Annotated in this window: 9 protein-coding genes; 1 reads left to right on the top strand and 8 read right to left on the bottom strand. The window is 49.7% G+C overall.

Translation table 11 applies throughout. From position 1 onward, the window contains the following. Positions 1–40 precede the first annotated feature (40 nt). Genes ACYVD3_RS19685 through ACYVD3_RS19665 form a run of 5 tightly spaced genes read right to left on the bottom strand, consistent with a single transcriptional unit; the run spans position 41 to position 5,635 of the window. A complete protein-coding gene (locus ACYVD3_RS19685) occupies positions 41–1,204 on the bottom strand; it encodes a class II fructose-bisphosphate aldolase (protein ID WP_460644193.1) in 1,164 nt (387 codons plus the stop codon). A gap of 27 nt (positions 1,205–1,231) precedes the next feature. Next, positions 1,232–2,053, bottom strand: coding sequence for a sugar phosphate isomerase family (locus tag ACYVD3_RS19680; RefSeq protein ID WP_460644192.1), 822 nt, complete (start codon positions 2,051–2,053; stop codon positions 1,232–1,234). Between the two features lie 12 nt (positions 2,054–2,065). Further along, positions 2,066–3,559, bottom strand: a complete 1,494-nt coding sequence (locus ACYVD3_RS19675) for a lactate racemase domain-containing protein (RefSeq protein WP_460644191.1) — start codon at positions 3,557–3,559, stop codon at positions 2,066–2,068. Between the two features lie 26 nt (positions 3,560–3,585). Continuing rightward, positions 3,586–4,422 carry a triose-phosphate isomerase family protein gene (locus tag ACYVD3_RS19670; protein ID WP_460644190.1) on the bottom strand — a complete coding sequence of 279 codons (837 nt, stop codon included), beginning with the start codon at positions 4,420–4,422 and terminating at the stop codon, positions 3,586–3,588. Between the two features lie 25 nt (positions 4,423–4,447). Next, positions 4,448–5,635 carry a diphosphate--fructose-6-phosphate 1-phosphotransferase gene (locus tag ACYVD3_RS19665; RefSeq protein WP_460644189.1) on the bottom strand — a complete coding sequence of 396 codons (1,188 nt, stop codon included), beginning with the start codon at positions 5,633–5,635 and terminating at the stop codon, positions 4,448–4,450. A gap of 208 nt (positions 5,636–5,843) precedes the next feature. Here ACYVD3_RS19665 and ACYVD3_RS19660 point away from each other — a divergent pair, with 208 nt between their 5' ends. Further along, positions 5,844–6,869 carry a LacI family DNA-binding transcriptional regulator gene (locus ACYVD3_RS19660; protein ID WP_460644188.1) on the top strand — a complete coding sequence of 342 codons (1,026 nt, stop codon included), beginning with the start codon at positions 5,844–5,846 and terminating at the stop codon, positions 6,867–6,869. 265 nt (positions 6,870–7,134) lie between these two features. On the opposite strand, the gene ACYVD3_RS19655 is transcribed toward ACYVD3_RS19660, so the two are convergent. The 3 genes from ACYVD3_RS19655 to ACYVD3_RS19645 form a co-directional block, all read right to left on the bottom strand. Next, on the bottom strand, positions 7,135–7,830 hold the full coding sequence (locus ACYVD3_RS19655; RefSeq protein WP_460644187.1) for an N-acetylmuramoyl-L-alanine amidase: 696 nt from the start codon (positions 7,828–7,830) through the stop codon (positions 7,135–7,137). 79 nt (positions 7,831–7,909) lie between these two features. After that, complete coding sequence (locus ACYVD3_RS19650; RefSeq protein ID WP_460644186.1) at positions 7,910–9,337, bottom strand: metallophosphoesterase; 1,428 nt, start codon at positions 9,335–9,337, stop codon at positions 7,910–7,912. 34 nt (positions 9,338–9,371) lie between these two features. After that, positions 9,372–11,084, bottom strand: a complete 1,713-nt coding sequence (locus tag ACYVD3_RS19645; RefSeq protein WP_460644185.1) for a glycosyl hydrolase family 18 protein — start codon at positions 11,082–11,084, stop codon at positions 9,372–9,374. Between the last annotated feature and the right edge of the window lie 74 nt (positions 11,085–11,158).

The following is an 11,158-nucleotide window of genomic DNA, read 5'->3' as shown; positions in this document are numbered from 1 at the left end:
AAAAAGGCCGATCCAGACATTTCTCTGAACCGGCTCTTTTTTACAGCCATTTATCAATTTTTCTGTAGCGCTCCGCCATTTCATCAAGAGTCACTCTCTCCACCAGCGGGGCTCTCCCATAGGAACCGAACTTTACGATCAGGGTTCCTACCACTTCCTTGACCCCTCGTTCCACACAGTCCACAATGGCAGCCACATCCTCATCAGGAATGGTGCCATACATCACCGTATCCATGATGGGCGGTAAGAATACTCTGGGATCAAAGGCCTCTTTCTTCGCCTCCATCCGCTCATAAATAGGGCCGATTGAGCCGCTGTTTCGTTTTTCCGGATACTTTTCAAAGAATTCCTTCATATTGCGGGTAACGGCCAGACGGATATCCGTATCCACATTGATTTTATTGATTCCCGCTCCAATGGCTGCCGTAAGCTGTTCAATGGAAATGCCTTCCGTATCTGACAGGTTTCCTCCAAGGCCGTTGATCTCATCCACAATGTATTTAGGTACGGTAGAGGAGCCATGGGAAACCAAAGCGCCGAAAATCCCCAGATGGTTCATGCACTCCCTGATCCCAATGACGATTTCCCTCCGCAGCTTTACATCCTTTCCCTTTGATGCCCCGTGCATGGTGCCATAGGAAATGGCCAGGGCATCCACCCCGGTCTTTTGGAAGAATTCCACTGCGTCCAACGGGTTGGTGTAAGTGGAAGAAGCAGAAAATACGTGATCCTCTACACCTGCCAGCACTCCCAGCTCTCCTTCTACACTTACCCCTCTGCCATGGGCATACTTCACCACTTCCCTGGTAAGCTCAATGTTTTCTTTCAGCGGCAGGGAAGAACCGTCGATCATGACGGAGGTATAGCCTCCTTCAATGGCTGCCACACAGGAATCAAAATCTCTGCCGTGGTCTAAATGGAGGACAATGGGGATTTCAGAATCCAGGCCGTATTTTTTAACCGCATTTCCAATGTTCCTTGCCCCGATCTTTTTATCCTCCAGGGTTGCATTCAGAAAATCAATGTTTCCTCCCATGAATCCATTTGCCAGATCCGCCCCCTGTAAAATAGCAGGGGAACGGAACATCTCATGTACTTCAATTACTGCCTTGGCCTGGGCGACCGCATTCACGTTAAAGCCGCCCTGTCCAAAGCCATATTTTATGGAGGCCTCCATAAGAGGTCTCAATGGTATTAGGCTCATCTTTGTTTCTCCTGTCTTAAATGATGGTCAGTCGGTTAAAGCCGCTACGTATTCTGTAAACGTAAGGGTGATATCCGGATGGTTCTGTAAGAGACTTACAGGAAATTCCGGGGTGGGCTGGCCGTATCCGGCCCTTCTGACCACTGCCCTGTGCCAGTTGCGGAAGCAGCCCAGGCGGATCTTTCCCGCATGTGCGATCTCATGGATGCCCACTGTGACACAGTAAGACGGCATATCCTCCAAGGCTCCGTTGAAATCGCCAATGGCATTGGCCGCCCTTGTTTCCGGGCTTATTTTTAAGACCCTGGTCTTCTGGGCCAGAAATTCCTCTTGGCTTAAGGTCCCGTCCGCCTCGTTAAAGGCCACATGGCCGTTAATTCCAATGCCTCCAAAGACCATGTCAACACCTCCAAGCCTTTCTATAAGCACCGGAATATAAGTGAGATCATCCGGGTCCGGGAAAATCCTCTGGTCTTCTGGCATCAAAAGCTCCGGCCTGATCCTGGAATAAACATTTCTGTCCATAAATCCCCGGAAGCTTAAGGGATGATCCTTGGAGATCCACCTTTTTTCTTCATCCAGGTATTCATCCATATTGATGAACCAGACATTCTTTAAGCTTATATTTTCCTCATTCACCATACCCACAAAATAGGGATACTGTCCCACAGGCCCTACCGGGCAGATGAATACAGTCCTTTCTTCCCTGGCATTATGGCTTTTTATCTCTTGTGCCATCTGTCCGGCCATCTGCCGGAATACTGCATCGTTATCCTTCATGCACAACAGTTTGATCCTGGGATTCTCCAAAAGAGCTTCCTTGTCATATCCATAATATTCATGCCTCATGAAAATCCCCCCTTATCTATGGTGATGAGCCATGCAGCCACAGTCCTCATGACCTTTTCCACCAGGGGTTTCCCCCTTCATCATCAGATGGACGGCGCTTAACTTAAAGGTCTGGGGAAGCACCAGGATGTTGGGATTTGGTCCCACAAATTTCTTTCTGGCATCTGCCAGTGCCTCTTCCACCGTAGCCCTTGTCTTTAGTCCCATGCCCCGGGCATACCCCGGCTCCTGTGCCCCGCATAAGTAAATGGCAGAGGTGTTCATTTCCGCCACATGGGCGCAGCTAATCATGGAAAAGCCGTGGAAGGGATGAAAAGCGTTGCAGTAGCGGTATTTTCTGATGTATTCCGCGTCAGTGGCAAAGTACTCTCCGTAACGGTTCATATCCGGTAAAATATTCATCTGGTCATTCTGGAACATTTCATACATTTCTTTTAAATAGGGCCACAGTTGGTCATGGAAATATCCGTTGCAGGTGGATGTAAAGATGATGACGCAGTTATCGCTCATGATCCTTTTATGGCGGATCACCTGGGCGGATATGGCCTGCATCAGCATGATGGGGTTGGTTCCCATTCCGTCTCCGTAATGGAAAAACTGAGGCATGCCGAAAATCATCACATCGTATTTCTTTTCCGCCCAGGGCACATAGGTGCGCTTATCGGCCGTGACCCAGGAATGGGGCTGCATCACAGCCGCATATCCGCTGTTGATCTCGATCTGGCGGGATCTGGTATCCAGGACCGCGTCGCAGCAGAAGAACTTCTTCCCCATGCATGTTTCCATATACTGCCCGATCTCATCAAATTTTGTCCTCATAAGGGATTTGCCGCTTACAGGGGTGAAGTCCGCCCGGTGCATGACCTCGGGAACGTGATGGGAGGCGATGGAGCGCCAATGGGTGATTCCGGTGGAACAATGCTTGTAGCCGCCGGAATAGCCGCCATAGGGATTTCCCTGGGTATGGCCGATGAGGATGGCCACATCGCTGTCATACACGTATTTGTTCATGAGAACAGGATCTCCCCGGTCCGTTGTCCCAAGATCCACCAGATGATCGTAATCCTCACTGTCGTGGTTGATGATCTGATGGGTGTACCAGAACTCATGGAACAACTCATCTCCCAGCACGGCCCGGATCTCCTTCTCCGTGTTTTTCCTGTGAAGGCCGTTGGAGCAGATCAGAAGAATGTCCTTCTTCTCCACGCCCGCATCATACAGCTCCTGCAAGATCAGCTTAATGGAAACTTTTCTGTGTGAGGTGGGCTGTTCTCCTCCCTTTACCCTGTCAGGAAATACAATGGTCACTTTAGAACCCTTATGAGCCAGCTTTGAAAGGGGCTCCATTCCCATGGGATTCCGGATGGATTCAAGGGTTTTCTCCACCAGCTCCTCCTCCGGAATGTAAGGCGGATCCGGTACGGTCTCTCCCGGAATAAAAATATCCGCAGTATCCGGCAATGTGACGTTTACAGTTCCCTGTCCATACTCCAATGCTACATTCATCTTACGATTCTCCTTTTCTCCAATATTTACTTTCCCAGATAAATTCTTATGATTTCCAGATATTCCTCCGGATAAAAGCCGATCTCCCCCTGGAATCTGGTCAGTGCGATCAGTCCTCCGTCAATGACAGGGATGGAAGCAAGCATCTGTGCATTGTCGGCCTTTAATCCTCCCCCATAGACCACGGGAAGGCCTCCTGTCACCTCTTTGATATAGGAACCGATCATGGCAATGTACCCTTCATCCGGCGGGGTCTTTCCCGGCCCAATGGCCCATACCGGCTCATAGGCGATGACCACCCTGGAAGTGTCCAGCCCAGAAAGCCCGGTCTCAAGCTGTTCCTTTAACACCTCCTGCCAGCAAGGCTGCTCCTCGGCGGATTCCCCAATGCAGTAAAGTACGGATAAGCCCGCCTTAAGGGCCTGTCCTATCTCCTTGTTCAGCAGACGGTTGACTGCATGAGTATCAGTCACCCCTGCTTCCCAAAGAACCCCTGCCTTGTCCCTTCTCTCCTCGCAATGGCCGATAATGGTCGTAGTGCAGCCAATGGCCTTTGCCGCATTTGCGGTGCGGTTTGTGGTAAACGCGCCAAAATTCCCTCCAACTGCAGTATCCTCACGGTAGACGCTCTGACAGCCCATCCTTATGGAGCTGTTTTCCCCTAAGGCCTCTGCCGCCGGGATCAAATGGGCCTCCGGAAAGTACATGGCAAACTCTGCCTCATCATTTCCATATTTTTTTAATTCTTCCTGAGTACTGGATACAATATACCTTCCCCACTCACTCATGGGAGCAATGGAATTGACGCCACCCGCTTCCCTGGGAATGTCAAACCGCTTTAAATTCAAAAAAATATGCTTCATCTTCCTTATCCTCGCCTTTCTGTTTCTATGGTTCAGTATTTTCAATGCAATCATGAAAATCTATGAAATCCCTTAGTTCCGGGCCGATGAGGGGACGGCACCATTCCACAAACTCACAGGTCACGTCATTTCCCCGTTCATTGATAAAGCTTTCCGGAATGACCCGTTCATGGAGCATGACCTTTTCAATGGGGATCCGTTCTGCACGAACCCGGTATTCACCCTTTTCCCCGTGCTCCCGTATAAAGCCGATCATCACTCCGCCCTGGCCTTCCATGGCCGCCCTTAAGGCCTCCCGCCCTGCGAGCACGGCCTCCTCCCGGTCCACCGGTGACTGCCATGCAATGGAAGCACGTCCGCAGATTCCGGGCTTTTCGCTTCTGGCCTTTATGCCCAGCTTTTGGATCACCAGATTGGCGAGATGGGCGCTTACGTCTCCGTAATAGGTGGCCCTGCCAGTCTTAAAGATGGGAGGAACCACCGGTTTTCCATCTTCTCCCTTTAACCCCTCGCTGACCACCACTACCACGCCACCCTTTTCCTCATGGAGCCTTTTTACATCCTCTAAAAATTCCTCTTCCTTAAACGGACGCTCCGGCAGATAAATGAGATGAGGCGCATCCCCCGGCTTTTTCCGGGCCAGGGCAGAGGCTGCTGTGACCCAGCCTGCATTTCTCCCCATGGCCTCCATGACGCACACGTGGATGGGCAGGGATTTCACATCCATCCCCACCTCCTCAGTGGTGGCCGCAATGTATCTGGCAGCGCTGCCAAATCCCGGGGTATGGTCCGTAATTGCGATATCATTGTCTATGGTCTTGGGGATTCCCACCACCGAGACCCCTGATTGTTTGCAGGCTTCATTGATCTTCCCGCAGGTATCCATGGTTCCGTTGCCCCCGTTTAAGAGGACATACCTGATCTGGTATTTTTCAAATATGGCAGACATTGCCTCATAATCTTCTTTCTCCAAAGCAAATCTGGAAGAACCGATTGCCGAAGCAGGAGTCTCCAAAAGCAGTTGAAGCCTTTCCTCAGGAAATTCCATGAGATCCAGAAAATCCTCTTTTAAAATCCCCTCGCTGCCTCCCATGGCAGCGTATACCTTTTCTATCTTTTTGCTTTCCTTTGCCTCTTTGATCACACCATACAGGGATGAATTGATCACCGCAGTAGGGCCGCCTCCATGCACCACCAGAACATTGCCATTCATATTCCCGATCCACTCTCCTCTTTACAAAATCAGTTCACTGCATCATACCGAAACTTAAAAGTTCCCCGTTTCTATGATATCAGCGTAACATATTCTCCCCCAAATTTGTGCAAATTTTACCCAAACGTTTGGGTTTTATGGTATACTGTTTGTATGGATTATGATTTATAATCATATTTAAGAAAATTTCTTTTTCCGGAGGCAGCTTATGACATTAAAGGAAATAGCGGAAGAAGCCGGCGTGTCCATTTCCACCGTATCCAGAGTCGTGAACAATAATACTCCCGGTGCAGCCAGCAAAGAAGTGCAGGACCGTATCTGGGAGATCGTGCGCCGTACCGGATACACGCCTAACCCAACGGCCCGCAACTTAAAGCTTGGAGAGAAAAAAGCGGCTTTGACCTCTTCCCGTTCCATTGCCTGCTTATTCGCACGGACAACAGATACGGTAACCGACCTGTTCTTCTCCTCCCTGGCCCGCAGCATTGAGCAGGAAGCCTTTAAACGAAACTACGTATTAAAATATTCCTTTTCTTCCTTTGACATCAGCCATCCGGGCACCTTCCGGCTGATCACCGACAACCAGGTGGATGGAGTGGTCATTCTGGGACGCTGCGACAAACAGCTTCTTGGCACTTTAAAGAAGTATTTCAACAGCCTGGCCTATACCGGCCTAAACAATCTGGAGGCAAAATACGATCAGATCATCTGCGACGGACACCAGGCCGCCCTTGCCGCCACCAGTTATTTAGCCGGCCTGGGGCACCGCAAGATCGCATACATCGGAGAAACCAAATCAGAAAACCGTTATACCGGATACTGTGCCGGTCTAAAAGACCACAGGCTTCCCCTGAGCAAGGAATACGTGGCCAACGTAGCCCTTTCCTCAGAAGGAGGCTATCAGGGAGCAAAGCGCCTGTTAAAAGCCGGCTGCGACGCTACCGCCTATTTCTGCAGCAACGATATCACAGCCATCGGAGCCATGAAGGCCTTTCACGAGTCCGGACTTCATATTCCCGGAGATGTCTCGGTCATCAGCATCGACGATATTGACACTGCACAGTATCTGACTCCCATGCTCACCACCGTCCACATCCCTGTGGAAGAGATGGGTCAGATGACGGCAAAGATCCTCATTGACCGCATTGAGGGAGGCCACCGCCTTCCTGTTAAGGTCGACCTGCCGTTTTATATTGCGGTCCGGGATAGCTGCGCCGCCCCCAAACGGTGCTGACTCTGTCTGCTCCATAGCGGCAGGAACCTTACACCAGCATTTTTCCCTGCCAGCGGTCTCCCGCCTTTTCTTCCCTTGAAAACAGGCAGAATCAGAAGCCGCCCCAAAACCGGCTCTTACAAAACAATGCATGAAAAAACGCCTTGACCGGTCTGAAAAGACCATTTTCAAGGCGTTCTGCTATGTAATAAATATTTTTTGTGCAAGCCGGTATGGAAGACTCATTTTTATCAGGTCCACAACTGACCCTTTTCCCCTATTATCCTCATCTTCCATTCAAATACTCCATGACCCCCATGTGGATGGTCCAGGCCAGCCGGTCCTGGTAATCCGGGGAATTCAAAAGAGCGGTTTCCTTCCAGTTGGTCAAAAAGCCGCATTCCACGATTACGATAGGGGTCTTCACATGCAAAAGCAGATAGTAATTATCATTAGGCTTTGCCAGCCTGGTATTCTTCTCCCCCAGCACATAGTCAAACCGGTCTTGCAGGATCTCCGCCAGTTTTTTTCCGTTTTCCGATTTCTTATAATAAAATACCTGCCCTCCTGAAACTTCCTCCTGATGATAGCTGTTCTGGTGGATGCTGACGGTAAGGGACGGACTTACATCATTGATGATCTCACAGCGTTTGCTCATATCCGCCATCTTTTTTCTGCTGTCTCTTTCCGAATACAGCCCATTGTCATCTTCCCTGGTCAGGACCACTTCCACGTCAGAAGCTTCCAGATATTTCTTTAACCGTTTTGCCACCTGCAGATTTATATCCTTTTCCAGGGTTCCGTCAATGCCGATTTTTCCCGGATCATTTCCACCATGCCCTGCATCGATGACCACCACAGGCTTTTCTCTCCCGGCTTTTGCATTGACCCCTGCCGCTATCTTTCCGGCCTGAGTTGATATCACATATACCAGCACCAGCAAAACCAGTGCCATGAAGGGTTCCCACTTCTTTAATTTCACATTGTCTACCTGATTCATCTTCTTAATGAATTATATCTTTCTGCGAAATAAAAAAGAACTGCTCCCTGTGACTTTCCTGTCATTCTGAGCTCAATGCGTTATAGTCCTTTGTCCCATCGGAGGTGATCCATTCCAGATATTGGGCCAGGATGCTGGGATAACCTTCCTCCTCCCACATCTTGTAACCGGCCTTTGCTTTGGCTTTATCCCGGATATCCACTACCTTACCTGCATAACAGGCGGCGTTAAGCTCCGCATAGACCTTTGCCATCTGCTCCTTCTGATATTTGGTCAGTCCCTTAAGGGTATCCAGTCTCTTGAATTCATCCTGAGCCTGATTATAAAATACCCTGCTTAAGAACTTTTTCCCAAATTCTTCAAAGTTCAAAAGATTCTTATCGGTGCTTCCCGTCTTATTCGCCCAGCCCGTCATATCCAGGGACTTGGTATGATAGCGGAAGCTTCCGTCGTCTCCATAATACAAGATCCCATACTGGCAGGGCGGCGTGGACAGAGAGCTGGTGACGATTTCATAGATTCCTGAATCGCTGCCGGACCTCATAAAGTGCTGCACATGAAGGTGTCCGCTTAAAAACAGGGGGACCTCCCAGCTTTCCAACTGGTCAATAAGCTGTTCACTGTGTTCAATGGTGCAGTCCTGCAAGTATACTTCACTTTCATCAAGAAGATTATGGTGGCCTACGGGAATCACGTTCATCCCCAGATTCCAGGCCTCTTCCATCTGTTCTTCGATCCAGTCATATGTATCATCCTTTATCATTCCTCCCACCAGATTTCTCGGTTCATACTGGCAGGTATCAAGCATTAAAGCCCTGGTATAATCATTTACCTGGTAAACATAGCTTAAAGAAGCAGGATCCCGGCTGACCGCTTCATTGTATCCGAAATCCTGGTAAATCTCCTCAAATTCTTCCGGAGTGATATTTTCCGCCCCTAAAAAGGTATCTCCCACAAACTGAGCTGCCAGGGGATTATTGATATCATGGTTTCCCGGAATAACGATCACGGGAATCCCAGCCTCTTCCATCTCTCCAAGCTTTCCGGCAAGGTCTTCATGGCTTTCTTTCTCTCCGTTATAGGTCAGGTCTCCGCTTAGGATCACCAGATCCGGCTGTTCCGTCTTCACCTCTTCCACAAAAGCATCGGTGATTTCCCAGATGTACTGCATCACCTTGCCATCCCCATGGTCTATGCTGTACTGAAAGCCCTTTTGAAAATCCGTCAAATCTCTGGCTAGGTAATGGATATCCGTAGCCACAATGATCTTGCTGCCGCCTTCAAAAGCTTCCTCCGAAGGCTCTGAAGCCGGGTTTTCTGAAGTTTGGGGAAATTCTTCTGTGGTGGGCGGTTCTGCCTTTGTTGTTTCTGTCACCGGCTGCGAAGTGCTTTCTGCACTGGTGCTTTCCGGCGCTGTTCCTTTCAAAGAACATCCCGCCAGCATCCATACCGCGGCCATCAATGCTGCCAATATGATCCTGTTTCTCATAACCTGACCTTCCTGTCTCTTTCACATCATTTGTCTATTCCTGCGAAGGCAGCGAGCCGGAGTCAAGTTCGCTTGACTTTGTCGGCTGCCCGCGGTCAAGCCGGATTTTATCCCACAAGTCTGACGGCTCAAATCCCAGCTTCCAGCAGGCCACTCCTGCCAGACCATACTGCCTGATTAAATCCATCTTAAGTCCGATGGAGCGCTCCTCCTCCAGCCACACCTGCTTAAGCCCTTCCTCTGTCTGCAGCTCTCCATAATACTGGCCCAGCTCCTCCTGCCAGTACAATTCCACATTATTTTGGCTGATCCATTCCTTTGCACGGGCAACGCCCATGGAGGAAGAGGTGGTTTTCCCATCCGCCCCCTGGGTCCACACCCTTGTATAAAGCGGGATCCCATTGATCACCTTTTCCTTTGGCACTTGGGCCAGGGTATTCTTGATTCCGTTTTCTACATAACTAATGGAAGCTACGGAACCGGCATCCCCGCCTGCATAGTGCTCATCATATCCCATAACGATCACGTAATCTGCCACGATTCCCTGTTCCTTCCGGTTATAAAACTGATTGCCGGGTGCCGGAACGTAATTATCCACGGACAGGACGATCCCCTTCTCGCGGCAAGGTATGGAAAGTTCCCGTATGAACTGGATATAATGGACTCCTGCCTCTTCCTTGATTCCCTCAAAATCCAGGTTGATCCCGTCAAGGTTATATTTTTCCACCTCCGCCATAAGGGCGTCAATCAGCTTCCGTCTGGTGGAAGTCTTAGACATGAGGATCTCCGTTTTTACGTCAGGACTGAAATTATTAATGAGGGCCCAGACCTTCAGCCCCTTGTCATGGGCTTTTTTCACATAATCCTCCTGGGCCAGGGACCGGAAGTTCCCCTCATTATCCGTAAGCTCAAACCAGGTGGGGGAAATGACATTGACCCCTTTTGTATTGGCGATCAGACTGTCAAAAGAAGCATTCCCTTCCAGATTCGTCATCTGGTGCCATGCAAGACAAACCGGTTCTTCCATGGAAATACTGGTGTAAACCGGCTTTACAAAGGTACTTACAGGAACCTCACTGGTCTCCTCTCCCAGCCGCTTCCGTTCCACATAGCCCACAAATCCGTCTTGGGTCCGCACCTTGTCCCATTTTTCCATGGATTCCAGAACCGTGACCTGGCTGCCGGTGGAAAGCCATGTCACAATGGGACTTTTCACTCCGCCCTTTACTCTGACATTGCCCTTTTGGGAAACCATTGCTTTTTTCTGTTCATCCCAGTTGTTATTTATAAAAATCCGCTTGTATTCAGCGCCGTCAAAAGCCGTTATACGGATATCTGTATAATTTGCCACCAGGCCAATGGATAAATAGACCCCGCTTTCATTCACCCATATAAGGGGCTTTCCTGACGCCCCCACGGTGGAATGATCCGCATAGACAATGGAGTCCGGCAGGGCATACACCAGAAGCTTTTCGTTGCTGTCCCAATAAAACCGTTGGTTCAGCGTATTATTTATCCACTCAATGGGGAGATAGGTCTGTCCCTGCAGGAAAAACCCCTTTGCTTCCTGTAAATCCTCATTGAGATAAAGGGCCACTTCATCTCCCTGTACTCCCAGCAGTTCGGTTATATCTGCCTGTTCCTTTGACGGGATATACCGCTCCAGAAACCGGGCTCCGAAAAATCCCGCAGTCACTAACAATATCAATCCTAGCGCCGCAAGAACCGGCACTGTTTTTTTCTTCATCTGCTTTCCTCCTGTATGTAACATACATCCGTAGTGCAAGCCTGTGAATCCTGCGGATTCACAGGCTCACGGGC

It is taken from the genome of Lacrimispora brassicae, assembly GCF_054772055.1.
This window is presented reverse-complemented; position numbering and strand designations above follow the sequence as displayed.